Raw genomic sequence first — 15,078 nt, forward strand, 5'->3', positions numbered from 1 at the left:
GACGGATCCGCTCAAGCATGACCGCGCCCCCGTCTCCCGACGCCGGGACGTTTCGCCCTGCCCGGAGGCCAAGGATGAAGCTCTGGATCTTCTCGGACCTGCACCGCGACGTCGGCCGTCCCTGGACCCCGCCGGCCATCCCTCCGGCCGACGTGGCAGTCGTCGCGGGCGATCTCGGCGGATGCCTCGCCGACGGCGTGGCATGGCTCGCGCGGGTGGTTCGCCCCCACATGCCGGTCGTGCTCGTCGCCGGGAACTGCGATTTCCACGGGAGGTGCCATCCGGAGGAGCTGAGACGGGCGCGGGCGGCCGCCCGCGATCGGGGCATCGACCTCCTGGAAAACCGGAGCGTGGTGATCGGCGACGTAGCCTTCTCGGGCTGCACCTTGTGGACGGATTACGACCTCGAAGGCGAGCGCTGGCGCGCGGACGCCATGCGCGAGGCCGCCGATGGCTTGAACGACCACAGGTTGATCGCCGCGCGGCGCGAGCCGCGGCGGCAGCCTTTCCGACCGGAACATGCGGCGGAGCTTCATCGGGACTCCCGTGCCTTCCTGCAGGCCGCCCTCGCGGCCAGGTCGGGCGAGGCCCGCGCCCGCGTCGTCGTCTCGCATCATGCCCCGAGCGGACGCTCCGTCGCCAAGCGGTATCTCGGACGGCCGATGAACCCGAGCTTCGCCTCGCGCCTCGATAGCTTGGTCGCAGCCGCGGCTCCCGGGATCTGGGTGCACGGCCACGCCCATGCGTCCTTCGATTACCGCTGCGGCGATACCCGCGTGCTGTGCAATCCGAAGGGATACGGGGCCGAGAACCCGGATTTCGATCCTGCCATGTTGGTCGATGTCCCCTCGGCGGAGAGCTGACGTCCCGCCGGCGACGGCAGGCCATTCCGGTACCGACCCCTTTCCTACCGACCCGGTCCCGCAGGAGGACGCCATGCCGAAGGTTGCCCTGGATCCCTTCGATGACGCACCCGCGCCGCTGCCGCGGCGCGGGAACCTTCCGGCCCCGGCCGACCGGTCGCGCGATGCGTCCGGCGACGCGCCTGCGCCGGTGAGGCGGCCGATGCGGATCTGGATCCTCTCGGACCTGCAAACCGATCGCGAGGTGCTGCCCGCCCTTCCCGTCGTGGCGCCCGACTTCGACGTGCTCGTCCTGGCGGGCGGCATCGCCCCGAGCCTGGAAGCCTGCTTGCGCTGGATCGCCGCGGAGCGGGATGGGCTCATCGCGGGCAAGCCGGTCATCCTCGTGGCCGGCAGCGCGGAGTTCGGAACGGCCGCCCCGGACCCGGACGGGATCGCGCGGGCGCGCGAGCTCGCCGTCGGCATGGGCGTCAGGCTCCTGTCGGACGAGACCGCGCGACTGGAGGCACCGGACGGCACCGCCGTCCACGTCGTGGGGGCCACGCTGTGGACCGATTGGTGCCTCATGGGCCCGTTCCAGGGGCAAGGCGCCCGGGTCCAGGCCCGGCGTATGTGGTCGGCCGACGGCTCCCACCCGGTCCGCCCGCCAGGCTGGTCGCCGCACGACGCATTGGCCGCCCACGCGCGATCGCGGGCATACATCGAGGACGCCCTCGCAGCGATCGTCCAACAAGGCCTCGGCTTCAGGCCGGGACCTCAAACCTTGGTTCCCGGCGTCCGTCCCGAGGACCGTGCCGTCGTGGTCACGCACCACGCGCCGTCCCGCCGATGCCTGCCCGAGCTTTGGAAGGGGTGGAGTTACGAGCGATGGTTGCCGGCGACGTATGCTTCCGACCTGGAAGCGATCATGCTGTCCTGGGGTGCCCCGGCCCTCTGGATCCATGGCGCCGTCCCCGAGGCGGTCGACATCCGCGTCGGCAAGACCCGCGTGGTCGCCAATCCCAGAGGCGTGGGCAACGGCTTCGACCCGTCGCTGGTCGTGGAAGTGTGAGCCGACGGTTCACGTCCCCTACCCCGGTTCCGGAGCCACCGGGGCCCATCTCCTCCCAGCGCCGGTGTCGCCTACGTGGATCGGGGCCACTCCGAGGCAGTGGCCGCCTTGCCACGGCAGGACCGTGCGGCCGCGTCGGCGGCGGGGCGGATCCGGGCACGCCTCGGCAGGCAGCGCCTCGTCGACGAAGGTTCGGGCGACCCGACTGGCCGGATCACGGTATCGATCGCCGACGTGGAGTATCGACCGGAGGAGGGCATCGCGAGCCTGGTCGAGCGCGCCGACCAAGGCCTCCGCGCCGCGAAGGGGGCGGAACGGAATCGCGCGTGCGAGGGACCCTGCCCCGCTCCTCGCGTCCTTGCGCTGGATCAAGGCACGACCTGCGAACCCCGTCCAGAATTGCCTGGTCCAACGATGCGGGAGCCGAGCGATGAGGATGTTCCTGGTAACGTTCCGTAGGACCGTCACCGATGGCAGGGGGCACGACCATCGGGTCGTACAGCGCCGACTTCCCGTGGCGGCGGTATCCGAGACGGCTGCGACTTGGGAAGCGAAGGCGCGGTTCTGCCAGGACCTGGGCATCCCCGACTGGCGTTTCCGGGCCGACGAGTGCGCAGTGGACGAGATGCGGGCCACGGCGGCTTGACCGACGGATCCACGGGCAACTTTGGACTCCTTCGACCGACATTCTCGGGGACGGCACGTCCTCTCTCGTTCTTCGGGCTGGTAGCGCGGTCCGGGCCGGCGGTCCGCGTTTAGGGCGTACCTCCACAGCTATCGACAGGTGCGGCTTCCGGCCTGACTTCTTTGATAAGACTTACGTCCGAACCCTGGCCGTCCCGCGCGGGGAAGCCCCGGTCAACGAGCCGGCCCACGAACGACGTGATCGAGCGAGCGCAGTACCGACGCGATACACGGGAAGCGCTTGCTGGTGCTCGTCGCCCTTCCGGTCCTCGCTGCCGTTCGCGACCTCGATAAGGGGACACGACCGGTCGGGAGGAGGATGGCAGGATCGTCGTGCCAGGGCCTGCGCCGTGGCTGCTGAGCCAACGCCGCTGATGATCAGCAACGGCACCGTCACCCTCGATCACCAGTTCGTCGGCACCTTAGCCGTCCGCGAGCGCGACATGGCAGGGCGTCCGCATGCTCAGCAACCTTACCGATGCAATTTGTGGAAGGAATGTGGCGCAGCCCTCTTCCCAATCGCCAGGCAATGGCTAAGCTACGTTCGGCCCCGATCCGAACTCAGTGCATCATGGCTGAGGATTGGGGTGCGCGGCGACCGGACGGACTTTAGTGCGTCCATGTATGAGATCGGGGAATAATCGATGCTGATGCGTAGTTCACTCACGGCAGCTATGCTCGCGTCGTTTGCTCTCACTTTCATTCCAGCGAAAGCGCAAGCGCAGAATGCAGGATCGGTGCTCGGTGGTGTGCTTGGCGGCGTGATTGCCGGCGCGATCATTGCCAATGCTCAACCTCGCCCGGTAGTTGTCTATGGACGGCGCCATTATGTGCGTCCGGCTCCTCGGGCGCGCGTGGCTCGCGTTCGTGCCCCCGCGCGCCAGCAAGGCGCCCCTCAAGGCGTCGCAGTCATCAGCGCCTCCGCCGATCCGTTCTCCAAGACGAAGGGTCCGTCAGCGACAACGGCAGTGAGCAACCGTCCCTGAGGCTTCTGGAACGACGTCGTAGGAAGCTGCACACGATGCTGGCACGTCTCATCGCCACCACAAGCGCGATCGTCATCATGCACTTGGGCGCTCAATCCGCGCTAGCGGCGCCCCTGCCGCCGACCCTTACGGTCGATAAGACGGTCGGAAAAGTCGCTGGCTGGTCGATCGGCTACAGCGAAAGCCTCGACGGGTGTCTGGCCGCCGCGACCTATGGCGATGGAACTACGATGTGGTTCGGCATCAACGGCAAGCGGGGGACGACCTACATCGCATTCACGAACGAGAAATGGCGTTCCATCGAGATCGGCGAAGAGTACGAAATACGAATGACGACTCGCGGGCGCGCGGCGTGGCGCGGTCTGTTTACCGGCTTCGCCCGCGACGATGAGCGCGGTTTGTTCCAAGCAGGATTGAAAGACAAATTCATTGACGATCTTGCAAGCGCCGGATCTGTGTCGGTGCTTTTCAAAGGGCGCCAAATAGCTCAGCTTTCGCTCGTCGGATCAACGGAAGCGTTCGAAGCGGTCATAGGCTGCCAGAAGGACGTAAGAACCGCTTCTGCAAAGGCTGATGGAGCAGGTCCGGCAAAGCCTCACAAGAGAGCCGAAGGGAGCTTTAGCACCGGTACCGGGTTCTTCGTATCTGAACGGGGGCACATCCTAACGAACAACCATGTTGTCGAAGGATGCTCTGATTACATCGTTCAGCAACCCGGGAATCCTTCAATTAAAGCTCGCCTCGTGGCGCGAGACGCTAACAACGATCTTGCGGTGCTCAGCACCGACCTACCCCAAAAGGTTGTCCCGCCCCTGTCGGTCAGAGCGCGCTTGGGTGAGCCGGTCTACGTTTATGGCTTTCCCCAAACAGACGTACTGTCATCTACCGGGAACTTCACGATCGGCAACGTAACAGCGACCGCCGGATCGAACAATGATACCCGGAACATCCAAATTTCCGCTCCCATCCACGGCGGCAACAGCGGTGGCCCAGTGCTGGACCAATACGCAAACGTCGTCGGCGTCATTCAATCGAAGCAGGTTGCTTTCGCGTCTGGCGATATCCCGCAGAACGTCAACTTCGCGATCAAGACATCGGTAGCCCTGAGCTTCCTCGACGCGAACGCAATCGAAGCACCGATCAACGTTCGGACGAGCGATGCGATGGATGGGTCCACGATCGCGGAGAAGGCTCGTGACTTCACCGTGCAAGTCGTCTGTCGCTGATCGGCCGAGAAATCGTGCGCTCTGGCAGTCGGCGGACGGTCCGATGCCGCCATCACCATGACGGCTCCCCTCCCCTCCGAGCTGTGCCGCCATATCCGGCCGCACGTATCCAGGGGTTGAAACGGGTCGACCGGGAGAGGAGACGAAGCCGCCCTAGCCGACCCGCGACCCCGAACCCACGGGTTGAGACCTAGGCGGGGCATGCCACCTATCGCACGGCATATGCCACATTACGACGACAGATGTACCGGGAATGGTACGGGGAGTATCCGACGCCCAGCGTACAGTAATTCGGAGTCAGCGGGGGGCTCAAGAAGCGCAAGTCTGGTCTCACGCCACTCGTCGATCCCACAAAGATGGAAATCGAAACCTATGACCTAGAATGAATCAAATCCAATAAATTGTTCCTGCTAAAATCATCAGTATATCATTATATGTCGAGTGTTGATCTAATATTTTCCGATGCAAGCGGGGTCGTATTGTCCTCGGACGTGTCTTGTCGTAGGCGGATCATAGGAATTAGTGCACCTGTATTTCGATATTCGGGTAGCCATCCGCTGCGCCGGGTTTTTGTTGTTCTATCTCTCTCTTTCCGCATTCACGGAGAGATCGCTATGTCTACTTGGCCTGCTTCCTGGAAGATGGTCTTCCATGTGGTATGGCTTTGCGCCATGTGGAGGAGGTTTTGATGCGTCGGAAAGCGCCTCCGCGGTAGGCGTTCGGCCTCGAGTCAAGAATCCGATCCGAACGTAGGGTGCTTCACGATGATCCAGCGCCTGCGTGCCCACGAGCGCCCTTCGCCAGGAAGCGGACACCAAGATCTCTCTGTTTGCGCCAGACGACATCGCAAGAGAAGGTCAGGCCGGTGCCTTCGATCTTAAGCGAAAAACTTTCTGGTGCCTGCTGCTCGCCATGCACCGTCAGGCGGGCACCGGCAATTGAGATGTCCCTGACATCACAGAGGATCTCGCCTCCTTCATGAGTGATACGGCCAAGGCTGTCGCTCGCGCGGCGCTTCGAGCGGATGCTGATGGAAGACATGATGGGCCGTGCTTGTGGTGTAGTGCGCAACGCTTATCGCGCAGGCGTGCTGAACAACGACTTACGTCCGCTGGCGTGACCGCCTTTGGTTGCTGCGTGCGCCGCCAAGAGGTGGTCAGCCGCATCGGATCCCTTGGTGGTTGGCGAGACTGGGCTCGCCGCCGTTGGCGTTCGGAATGACTTGGTCGAAGCGGTAGGAGGGGGGGGCGGAGCGCGCACAGGCAGCGCGTCCCGTCCGCCAGGGCGGCCTCGCACTGGCCCGTATTTCTTCTACAGCATAGATTTTGGCTGGGTTGCAGGCATGAGCGAGCGCTTTATCGGGATAGAAGGTGGACCGGAGGCATACCCCCAGAGAGAAAGCTCGTTTCGCCCTCGCGCCGTCCCTCCGTCTGTGCTTGGTTTGATGCCGTTCCGTCCCCGCGATGCTGATCAGGAGGGAACGAATCAGAACGAGCTCGGCACGACCTGAACGTTCGACCGGACGAGGGGCTCGCAACGGTAGGACCTGAGCGTACAGCAGAGCGCACAGAATGACAGGGCAATCCAATCTGCGAAGCTCAGCACAAGAAACCCCGCTCTCCCTGACTTTGCAGAGAGCGGGGTTTCCCGTCCGAGAGACGTGCATACCATCATGTGTCGGTGGTTTGATACCGACATATGATCAATCTCCTGCGTGCTTCTAGGTTCCGACCGAAAAAGTTGCGGCTCATCCTGAGGGATCATGCGTCGAAGGCGTAAGGTCCCCGGGACGCGGGAGCAGTCTTGTGCGTCTTGGAGGCCGGTCCACACCCCTCTCCTCAGCCATGACAGGTTCGGCGTCTCGCCTGGAGCGAACCTGCCTTCTGGTACCGCGTTGAGATGCATGGTGCCTGCGGCCTTCAGCATCGTGATCACCGGCCCAAGCTATGCGTGTCGCGTCACAGGCGGCACCGAAGGCGAGGCAGCTGACACGGCCGAGCGTATCCTGCGGCATCTCCAGCAGGAGAAGCCGGTTCGACCTCTGCACGTCTTGATCGAGTGCGAGGACCTAGCTGCCGGGGAGCGCCTGGCGGTCTATCTGGCTGACGTCACCGTGGAGCCTGGCCTGGGCTGAGGAAGTCGTTCACTGCCTTGCCTCAGTTCCTCCCAGGCCGCTCGCGCGTCGTGCCCCTCCGCTAGCCATGTCCAAGCCACGGCCGCGCGAACCACGTGCGCGAACGTGCGTCCCACGCCTTTGTTGCCAATTTGTTCTTGCCGACGAAGCTTGGCCGTAGCATAACGAGCGTCATGCGCTCGCTCCTACTCCTTCCGGTTTTGCTGACCCTCAGCTCGACCCCCGGCGAGGCGAAGGCCGACACGGGAACCACGGACCTGCCGGCGTTGGAGCGGACCTGGCACGCCTGCGTGCGCGGTGCCTTCGTCCAGCATTCCCTGGCGGGGAGCAAGCTGGCGGCTCAGCTCAGCGCTCTGGATGAGTGCAGAGAGCATGAGGACGTCTACGTCGCGGCCCTTATGGCGACGCGGATCGCCGAGGATGAAGCCAGGTGGATGCGGGATCGGCCTGTACCTTCGACCGCGGCAGCTTGGCTGGAGACGGTCACCTCCCACGTCGTATACCCTGTGTCCTACTGGCTCGGCGGCCGGAAGCGCAGCCGCATCGGAAGCGGCCTCACGCAGTAAGGGTGCCGTCACTGGTTGCCGGTCGGGTAACCGGGAAATCCGGGAACGACTTTCCCCCAGGATATCAAGCGGCTTGGATGAGCGCCTCCGCATGGCGCACGGTGCGGCTTGGCGTTGTAGCACGGCGAACTGTAGCGCAGTGCAGGCGCGAGCGACGCCGGCACGGGTTTGGACCCCGCATCGGCGTTCCACTCCCGTCAGGAAGGGGTCGGACGGATCCTCTATGGCGGCCGGACCGCTCGCTCCTGCCCTGCCAGGTTGCGTACCTTGCTCCTGGTCGACGATCCGGCAGGCGCGACGTCGTTCGGGAGCTACAGCTTTCCATCGCGACGTCCTCGAGCGTTTGCTTTTCCAGGGGCAGATCGGCCGCGAGCCGCCGCAACCGTGCGTTGCGCCCTGGAGACCCTTCATCCGACGCGTCCGATCGACCTGAAGGCCGCCGCACTCCTTGCGCCAGCGTGAGTCATTCTGCTCCGAGACCCCAGCCTCCGTTGAGCCAGCGCCAAGCTCTTGCCCTTTGCCGTCAGCATATCGATCTGCCTCAGTGTCAGCACCGCCTGCACCATGCTCGTCTTCCGACCTCGACGCAGCTCCGTCTCCTTCGGTCCTGGCTGATCCTTTCAAACAGCTTGGTCCGAAATCGACCGGTCAGGTCAGAGAGATGTCCGTCCGACGTCGCCACGAAGGGTGAGCCAACGACCCATGACGGCCACGGGACATTCGCTCGGTTGGATGGGTCGAGCGAAGCCTTGATCCAGCGCAATGCACTGCCGTGTCGGAGCGGCGATGACCGTGGCCGTGGGACCTTCCGATAGTCCAGTCGGTCGGTTGTTCGCGAAGGATGACACGGTGCCGAACGTGCTCAGGACCGCAGGCGGCGCCTATGCCGTGACGGAGAACGGCCTCTGGTGGCCGGGCCTGTACGAAAGCCCGGAAGCCGCGCGGCGCGCGACTGGATTTCGGGAAGAGGTTCTCTCTGGTCTTCAGAAGCGCAAGAACGTCGAGACCTGCAACTCCCCCGGGATCATCACCGCGGCCGATCTCGACGCACTCGTCCGGCCGCGGCCCGTGGGGTGTTCCGCGTGCCAGGATCGGACGGCCGGCATGGGAGCCGTTCCCGATCGAGCCCGGCCGGACGCGTCGGGCGCATGATGCGGATGTCATGACGAGCAAGCGTGACAAGCATGCCCACGAGTTGGGACTCGCCATCGCGAGGGCCGAGATGCTGACGACGATTTGCGCCACGTCCCTGGCGGAAATGGTCAAGGCGGGTCACGACACCCGCGAGGCCGAGCTGCGGTTCTGGTCCGAGATGGACAATCTCGCGGAGCTGCGGGCCCGAAACTACGAACTTCGCGAGGAGCTGGCGTCCGGGAGGCCGGCCATCCGGGTACCGAAGCAGGATTGATCCGGGTTGCCGTTGGCGTGAACAGGGCGGCCCGTGCTCTCCCGGGGAGATGAAAGGACGAGAAGCCTTCGTGTCGCGCCACGACCGCCCGGGAATCCGACGACGCGAGCGTACCCGATGCGACACCGGGTATCCGGAAGGGGTCAGCTCATCGGCATCTCGATGGGGCAGCCCAGCTGCGCCTCGCCAAGTTCATAGCTGGTCCGTACCTCCAGCGCGTATGGCAACGCCTTCTCGATCAGCTCACGTCCATAGCCGCGTCGGGCCGGGCCATCCGCTCGTCGGCTGCTGGCACCATCCTCCAACCACGTCAGCGAGAGCCACCGCTCGCCGCCCGTGCGGTAGGTCTCCCAGCGCATCCGCAACCCTCCTTGCCCACCCACCAGTGCGCCGTACTTGCGGGCGTTGGTGGCCAACTGATGAAGGGCGAGGGCAAGCATCTGCACGCTTGTCTTGCGCAGCGCCGCGGGCGGCCCGTCGAGCTCTACCCGTACCTTCCCCGGCATGACCCCGATCGCGTCGAGTTCCGCCTGGATCAGCGCGCGGATGGTGATCGGCTCACGGGCGGAACGCGAGGGCAGGCCCTGAACGCGCGAGAGAGCGGCAAACCGGTCGTTGGAGCGGGGCTGGAAGGCGACCGGCATCGCACTCGCCCCCATGATCTGACAAGCAATTGAGCGCACCACGGCAACCAGGTTTCGGGTGCGGTACTGCAGTTCGTCAACCATCATGGCCTGCCGTTCCTAAAGCCGGCGCAGGTCGTCGATGTCGGTGACGGCCCCGTGGCACTGGCTGACCCGTCCGTCGTCGTCGTGGACGGATCCGGCCCGGACCAGGAACCAGCGGTAGGAGCCGTCGATAGACCGGCTGCGGTAATCGTGACCGTACACCCGGCCTTGCTCCACGACCGAGCGAAGGCGGGCCATGGCAGGCTCGCGATCATCCGGATGGATCACTTCCTGCCAGCCGTGGCAGAGGACCTCGATCTCGGATTGGCCCATATACGCGTACCGGCGCTCGCTGAACCACGTCGCCCGGCCATCGGGATCGCTGCTCCAGAGGAAGTCCGGCCCCAGGTTCGCCACGGCCCTGAGCCGCTCCTCGCTCCTGCGCAGCGCCGCCTCGGCTTGCTTGCGGGCGGTGACGTCGCTGGCGGTGCCCAGCCATTCCATGATCCGGCCCTTCTCTCTGAGGATCGGGACCGCGCGCGAGTGGATCCATCCCAGGTTGCCGCTGGCCTGCCGGACACGGTGCTCCGGCTCGAACATGGTCCTGCCGCGGATCGCCCGCTCGCCGGCCGCCTTTACCCGGGCCTGATCGTCGGCGTGAAGACAGCGATCCACCCATGCTTCGATCGGTTGGGGCGTGTCGGGCAGGATCCCGCGACCGTCGAGCTGCCGCATCACCCTCCAATCGGGATTCCTCCGGTACATCCGGTCCGAACTCGCCGCGACGAAGGCGCGGAAGCGCTGCTCGCTCTCATGGTAAGGCTCGCCTTGTTTGGCATCCGTGACGTCCAGGGGCGTACCCAAGACGTGCACGGCCCAGCGCTGCGTCCCGCCGCTTTCGAGGACGGATTGCGCCCGGATCTGCACTCGGTCGGAACCGGATCCGGCCGCAGGTCGGAGAAGCGAGCGAACCCGTCTATGCGGCGCAGAGCGCCGCGATCTCCGCAACGACGTCCGCCGACAAGGACCGCAGCCGAATCAGGTCGGCCTCGTAGCTGCGGCCCTCCTGGCACGCGACTTCAACCTCCCGGCACAGTCGCGCCAGCTCCGCGAAGCCGAGCGTCCCGCTGGCGGCGACCATCGCATGCGCATCGTGACCCAGCGTCTCGCGGTCGGGCATGTCCCCCGCGTCGCCGAAGCGGCTGCCGAGTTCGGCGGCAAGCGTGCCGAGCAGGTGGTGCAGGCGCTCGCGGCCGAGCGAGGCTGCCGCATCGGCGTAGGCGTCGGGGTCGAGGATGCCGCGTCGCGGTCGTGCCGGCTCCGCATGCGACGTCCAATGCTCGATGGCTGCGAGCAGCGCCTCACGCTTGAACGGCTTGCCGACATGGTCGTTCATGCCTGCCTCGCGGCAGGCGGCGACTTGCTGGGGCAGGACGTTCGCGGTCATAGCCAGGATCGGGACCGAGGCCGCCGCATGGTCGAGAGCGCGGATGTGGCGGGTCGCGGTCATGCCGTCCATGCCCGGCATCTGAACGTCCATGAGCACGAGGTCGTAGCTTTCCTCGCGGACCTTCCGGATCGCGTCCGGGCCGCTGCCCACCACGTCGACGACGTGTCCGGCGGCTTGCAGCACGGTCGTCGCGAGCTCCTGGTTGAGCGGTACGTCCTCGACGAGCAGCAAGCGCCGTCCTTTCCGGGCGGGGCCGGTTGTCTGGGCGACCGGCTCGGCAGCCGAGGCGCCCATTTCCAGCGCGACCTCGAACCAGAAGGTCGAGCCCTTGTCCGGTTCGCTCGCCACTCCGATCCGCCCGCCCATGAGCTCCACGAGCCGCTTGCAGATCGCGAGGCCGAGCCCCGTCCCGCCGAACTCGCGTTGCACGCTTCCGTCGACCTGCGAGAAACGCTCGAACAGAAGGTGCTGCTTGGAGGCGGGGATGCCGATGCCGGTATCCTCGACGGAGAAGCGAAGCCGCGCCCGCCCGCCCGCCCGGTCCCCGCAAGAGACGCGGAGCGTCACGCTGCCGTGCGCGGTGAACTTCACGGCGTTGTTGAGGAGGTTCAGGAGGACCTGCCGAAGCCGGTCCTGGTCGCCCACGACATGCGGCGGCACGTCCGGGGCGATCTCCACGCCGAGCTCCAGGTGCTTCCTGTCCGCGCTCGCGCGCACGATGGACAGCGCCTGCTGCGCCACATGGCCCGGTGCGAACGGCTCGGCCGCCAGGGCAACCTGCCCGGCCTCGATCTTGGAGAAGTCGAGGATGTCGTTGACCACCGTCAGCAGCGACGAACCGGCGCCTTGGATGCGCTCGGCATAGCGCCACGCACGGGAGCCCGCGGCAAGCTCCTCAAGCAGCAGGTCGGTGTAGCCGAGGACGCCGTTGAGCGGCGTGCGGATCTCGTGGCTCATCGTCGCCAGGAAGTCGCTCTTCGCGGCGCTGGCTTGCTCGGCTTGCGCCCGGGCCGCCTCCGCGGCTGACTTTGCCTCCAGCAACAGGTGCTCCGCGACCTTCCTGGCCGTGATGTCCTTGTTGAGCCCGATCAGGCGCGTCGCCCGGCCCTGCTCATCGTACAGGGCACGTCCGGTCGCGCTGAGCCAGCGAACGGTGCCGTCCGCCCGGGGACATCTGAGCTCGACCGAGAAGCTGGTGCGGTCCTCGATCGCCTGCCGTGCGACCGCCATGCCCGCCGACGCGTCGCCGGGCGCCAACAGTCCCATCCATTCCGCTTCGCCCCATCGCAGGGGCTTGGCCGTCTCGACGTCATAAAGCCGGGCGGCTTCGGGCGAAACCGTCACGACGCGCGCGGCCAGGTCGTGTTCCCAGGTCCCGGCCCCGGCCGCCTCCTGTGCGACGCGCAGCAGGTTCGTGGTTTCCTCCAGCTCCTGGCGGGCGGCGACAATCTCGTCGATGTCGAGCGCGGTCGCCAGCATGCCGACGACCTTGCCGTCCTGCTGGATCGGGAGGGCCACGAGCTTGTGCCAGCGGTAGGCCCCGTCCCGCCGCCTGAGGCGGCCCTCGACCCGGTAGGGGCCACCCGCCCGCCGGGCTTCCTGCCACGCCCGCTCCATGCGCGCGGCGTCGTCCGGATGGTTGCACGCCATCCGTGCCGCGCGCGTGGCGCCGATCGGCCCGTAATACCGTTCGAACTGCTGGTTGACGTATGTCGCCTCGCCGGTCTCGACCGAGAAGATCCAGACCAGCTGCGGCAACGCGTCGGTCAGCGCGCGGTAGCGGGCCTCGCTGCCGCTCAAGGCGAGTTCGGCCTGCTTCCGGAGGCTGATGTCGATCTGCGTCCCGACGACCCGGAGGGCACGGCCCGAGGCATCCCTGCGCTCGGCCTTGCCGCGCACGAGCACCCAGAGGTAGCCGCCGTCCTTCCTCCGGAGACGGAACTCGCACTGGTAGACCGGGAGCTCGCCGGCGATGTGGGCGCGCATCAGGTCCCGGGCTTCCGTGACATCCTCGGGATGGACGAGACGGTGCCAGAACGTCACGTCGGCCTCGATCTCGCCGCGCTCGTACCCGAGCATCGCGTGCCAGCGGTCGGAGAACCACACGGTGCCCGAGGCGACGTCCCAGTCCCAGAGGCCGTCCGAGCCGCTGTCGAGGGCAAGCGCCAGCCGCTCCTCCGAATGACGGAGGGAGTCCTCGATGGCCTTCCGGTCGGAGATGTCCCGTAGGGCCGCGACGTAGCCGTCCGGCTGCCCGGTAACGGGATCGTGCGTCAGGTTGAAGGAGATCTCCAGCCAGACCCAGGAACCGTCCTCGTGCCGGTAGCGCTGGCAGGTCCGCACCTGTTCGGTCCTGCCAAGCGTCAGGTCCGCGAGGAGGCGATCGTAATCCCGTGCCTCGTCCGGGTGAACGAAATCGAGGGGGCGGGTTCCGACCAGGCTCTCGGGCGCGTAGCCCAGGATCGTGCGCACGGCCGGCGAGACGTAGCGGCGCGTGGTGTCGAGGCCGCACCAGATGATGATGTCGGTGGTGTTCTCGGCCAGCAACCTGTAGCGGCGCTCGCTGTCCCGGACGGCGCGCTCGGACGCGCGACGCATTGTGATGTCGGCGAGGGTATAGATGAGGCTGCCGTCCTGGAGGTGCACGCCGCGCGCCTCCAGCGTCGTGCCGTCCGTGAGCAGCCATTCGTACGCCGGCGGAACGGCGTGCGCGTCGCCGCTCGCCGGCGATTCCGTGTCCGGGTCCGCCGGCCGGGCGAACTCGCCGCGCGCTTGCTGGAAGGCGCGGATGTCGTCGAACGAGGCGCCCGGGTGCAGCACGGTGTCGGGCAACCGCAGCAGGTGCTGCGCGCGCGCGTTCAACAGGCGGACGCGCCGGTCCGGTCCGAGCATGACCAGCCCCTGGTCCATGCGTTCCAGGGTGGCACTCAGAACCTTGCCGGCCTCGTGGGCCTGCTCCTCGCGGAGGACCATGTCCGTGACGTCCAGCACCACGCCGTAAAGCGCGGAGGGCGTCGGTCCCGCGGTTTCCGGCGCGCCCTGGATGATGACGTGGCGCAAGGTGCCGTCCGGCCGTACGACGCGGGCGCGTCCCTGGTAGCCGCCCGCATGGGGCATCTCGCCCGACAACGCCGCCTCGATCCGCGCGCGCACTCCGGCCCGGTCGTCGGGGTGGTAGAAGGCGAGGTGCTCGTCCAACAGGATCGCACCACCCTCCGGCAGGGGCCGCCCGAAGATGCGGGCGAGGCCATCCGACCAGATGACGCCGGGACCCTCCGGCAGGATGCGCCAGTGCCCCATGCCGGCTGCCTTTTCGGCCAGTCGCTGCGCGCGCAGCATGGTCTCCGCCGCGCCGACGCGCTCGGCCAGCGCCCGCTCCGCGCGGCGGCGGCGGGCCGCCTCCTCCTCGCTCGCCTGCCGGGCCGCCTGGAGACGAAGATGCGCGACGACGATGTCCGCCAAGCTTCGTAGCTGCCGCTTCTGCTCGTCCGAGAATACACGCGGGCTGGTGTCGACGACGCACACCGTGCCGACCCGGATCCCGGGCTGGAGGACGAGGGGTGCCCCGGCATAGAACCGGATGCGGGGCTCGCCCGTGACGAGCGGGTTGGCGGCGAAGCGCGGGTCGAGCGCGGCGTCCTCGACGACGAGCACCTCATCCGCGAGGATGGTGTGCGCGCAGAACGCGATCTCACGCGGCGTGCCTTCGGAGCTCAACCCGCAGCGGGCCTTGAACCACTGTTGGTCTTCCTCGACGAGCGACACGAGGGCGATGGGAACTCGGAAGAGCGCCGTGGCGGTGTGGCAGACGGCGTCGAAATGCGGCTCGGGATCGGTTCCCACGATGGCCAGGGCGCGCAATGCGTGGAGGCGATCCGGATCGTCGAGGGCAGCTTTCGACATCAATGGCAAGTCTCGAAATCCAGGCGAGGAGGGTTTTCCCTGCCTTATCGCGGCGATGCTCAAGGAACCATGAAGCGGCAGGGCGGAGCCGGAAAATGCCGTTCGCGTGGCCGCGGTGCCACGAAGGGCCGCTTCGCCG

General features: G+C 66.6%; 11 protein-coding genes and 1 pseudogene. 7 read left to right on the top strand and 5 right to left on the bottom strand.

The annotated features are described in order from the left end of the window. Positions 1 to 74: 74 nt before the first annotated feature. The 3 genes from DK427_RS19900 to DK427_RS19915 all read left to right on the top strand — a co-directional run bounded on the left by DK427_RS19900 (position 75) and on the right by DK427_RS19915 (position 4,810). Positions 75 to 863 carry a metallophosphoesterase gene (locus DK427_RS19900; RefSeq protein WP_109952777.1) on the top strand — a complete coding sequence of 263 codons (789 nt, stop codon included), beginning with the start codon at positions 75 to 77 and terminating at the stop codon, positions 861 to 863. Between the two features lie 73 nt (positions 864 to 936). After that, on the top strand, positions 937 to 1,914 hold the full coding sequence (locus DK427_RS19905) for a metallophosphoesterase family protein (protein ID WP_109952778.1): 978 nt from the start codon (positions 937 to 939) through the stop codon (positions 1,912 to 1,914). Positions 1,915 to 3,619: 1,705 nt separating this feature from the next. Continuing rightward, positions 3,620 to 4,810, top strand: a complete 1,191-nt coding sequence (locus DK427_RS19915) for a S1 family peptidase (protein WP_109952780.1) — start codon at positions 3,620 to 3,622, stop codon at positions 4,808 to 4,810. A 759-nt stretch (positions 4,811 to 5,569) separates the two neighbouring features. On the opposite strand, the gene DK427_RS19920 is transcribed toward DK427_RS19915, so the two are convergent. Continuing rightward, positions 5,570 to 5,851, bottom strand: a complete 282-nt coding sequence (locus DK427_RS19920; RefSeq protein WP_109952781.1) for a PilZ domain-containing protein — start codon at positions 5,849 to 5,851, stop codon at positions 5,570 to 5,572. An 862-nt stretch (positions 5,852 to 6,713) separates the two neighbouring features. Between DK427_RS19920 and DK427_RS19925 the strand changes: the two genes are divergently transcribed. After that, positions 6,714 to 6,944 (top strand): hypothetical protein, encoded by a 231-nt coding sequence (locus tag DK427_RS19925; RefSeq protein ID WP_109952782.1) that lies wholly within the window; start codon positions 6,714 to 6,716, stop codon positions 6,942 to 6,944. Positions 6,945 to 7,117: 173 nt separating this feature from the next. Further along, the gene (locus DK427_RS19930; RefSeq protein ID WP_109952783.1) at positions 7,118 to 7,510 is read left to right on the top strand and encodes a hypothetical protein; all 393 of its coding nucleotides are present in this window, start codon (positions 7,118 to 7,120) and stop codon (positions 7,508 to 7,510) included. A 258-nt stretch (positions 7,511 to 7,768) separates the two neighbouring features. Here the strand turns inward: DK427_RS19930 and DK427_RS27180 are convergent. After that, positions 7,769 to 8,100 (bottom strand): annotated as a pseudogene (locus DK427_RS27180) (IS3 family transposase); the annotation flags it as partial. Between the two features lie 196 nt (positions 8,101 to 8,296). Here DK427_RS27180 and DK427_RS26500 point away from each other — a divergent pair. Both DK427_RS26500 and DK427_RS19935 read left to right on the top strand, forming a co-directional pair. Further along, positions 8,297 to 8,662, top strand: coding sequence for a hypothetical protein (locus tag DK427_RS26500; RefSeq protein ID WP_162559856.1), 366 nt, complete (start codon positions 8,297 to 8,299; stop codon positions 8,660 to 8,662). Between the two features lie 10 nt (positions 8,663 to 8,672). Then, positions 8,673 to 8,918 carry a hypothetical protein gene (locus DK427_RS19935; protein ID WP_109952784.1) on the top strand — a complete coding sequence of 82 codons (246 nt, stop codon included), beginning with the start codon at positions 8,673 to 8,675 and terminating at the stop codon, positions 8,916 to 8,918. 143 nt (positions 8,919 to 9,061) lie between these two features. Here DK427_RS19935 and DK427_RS27185 read toward each other — a convergent pair whose 3' ends face one another. The 3 genes from DK427_RS27185 to DK427_RS19950 are packed head-to-tail and all read right to left on the bottom strand — an operon-like array spanning position 9,062 to position 14,939. Further along, complete coding sequence (locus DK427_RS27185; protein WP_109952785.1) at positions 9,062 to 9,649, bottom strand: HWE histidine kinase domain-containing protein; 588 nt, start codon at positions 9,647 to 9,649, stop codon at positions 9,062 to 9,064. 12 nt (positions 9,650 to 9,661) lie between these two features. Next, on the bottom strand, positions 9,662 to 10,513 hold the full coding sequence (locus DK427_RS27190; RefSeq protein ID WP_109952786.1) for a PAS domain-containing protein: 852 nt from the start codon (positions 10,511 to 10,513) through the stop codon (positions 9,662 to 9,664). Between the two features lie 49 nt (positions 10,514 to 10,562). Next, on the bottom strand, positions 10,563 to 14,939 hold the full coding sequence (locus tag DK427_RS19950; protein ID WP_162559857.1) for a PAS domain-containing protein: 4,377 nt from the start codon (positions 14,937 to 14,939) through the stop codon (positions 10,563 to 10,565). Positions 14,940 to 15,078: the final 139 nt, after the last annotated feature.

Origin of the sequence: Methylobacterium radiodurans (assembly GCF_003173735.1) — a bacterium.
GTDB lineage: Bacteria > Pseudomonadota > Alphaproteobacteria > Rhizobiales > Beijerinckiaceae > Methylobacterium > Methylobacterium radiodurans.

Coding starts and splice junctions, on each gene's coding strand:
- DK427_RS19930 (WP_109952783.1), top strand. CDS start 7,118: ATGCGCTCGCTCCTACTCCTTCCGGTTTTGCTGACCCTCAGCTCGACC.
- DK427_RS26500 (WP_162559856.1), top strand. CDS start 8,297: ATGACCGTGGCCGTGGGACCTTCCGATAGTCCAGTCGGTCGGTTGTTC.
- DK427_RS19915 (WP_109952780.1), top strand. CDS start 3,620: ATGCTGGCACGTCTCATCGCCACCACAAGCGCGATCGTCATCATGCAC.
- DK427_RS19935 (WP_109952784.1), top strand. CDS start 8,673: ATGACGAGCAAGCGTGACAAGCATGCCCACGAGTTGGGACTCGCCATC.
- DK427_RS27185 (WP_109952785.1), bottom strand. CDS start 9,649: ATGATGGTTGACGAACTGCAGTACCGCACCCGAAACCTGGTTGCCGTG.
- DK427_RS19920 (WP_109952781.1), bottom strand. CDS start 5,851: ATGTCTTCCATCAGCATCCGCTCGAAGCGCCGCGCGAGCGACAGCCTT.
- DK427_RS19925 (WP_109952782.1), top strand. CDS start 6,714: ATGGTGCCTGCGGCCTTCAGCATCGTGATCACCGGCCCAAGCTATGCG.
- DK427_RS19900 (WP_109952777.1), top strand. CDS start 75: ATGAAGCTCTGGATCTTCTCGGACCTGCACCGCGACGTCGGCCGTCCC.
- DK427_RS19950 (WP_162559857.1), bottom strand. CDS start 14,939: ATGTCGAAAGCTGCCCTCGACGATCCGGATCGCCTCCACGCATTGCGC.
- DK427_RS19905 (WP_109952778.1), top strand. CDS start 937: ATGCCGAAGGTTGCCCTGGATCCCTTCGATGACGCACCCGCGCCGCTG.